Source organism: Microbacterium sp. KNMS (assembly GCF_053851835.1).
The window spans coordinates 1-242 of record NZ_JBSQBP010000187.1 but is presented as its reverse complement, the minus strand read 5'-3'; the positions used below and the strand labels follow the sequence as shown (position 1 = coordinate 242).

Below are 242 nucleotides of genomic sequence, written 5' to 3'. Positions count from 1 at the left end.
GCCACGAATCGGTGGCCAGCGAGGCCTTCGTGATGCCCATGAGCACCGGACGCGCCGAGGCGGTCTGGCCGCCGGAGGAGAGAACGTTGCGGTTCTCGCCGGCGAACTCGGCCTTCTCGACGAGCGAGCCCGGGAGGAACTCGGTCGCACCGGAGTCGATGATCGACACGCGACGCATCATCTGGCGCACGATGACCTCGATGTGCTTGTCGTGGATCGACACGCCCTGCGAGCGGTACACC

The 242-nt window shown here is 66.9% G+C and carries 1 protein-coding gene; it reads right to left on the bottom strand.

Annotated elements, in window-relative coordinates; all coding sequences use genetic code 11:
• Nucleotides 1-242: hypothetical protein (locus ACWXWW_RS18305; RefSeq protein ID WP_455971467.1), on the bottom strand; the 242-nt coding region annotated here is incomplete at both ends.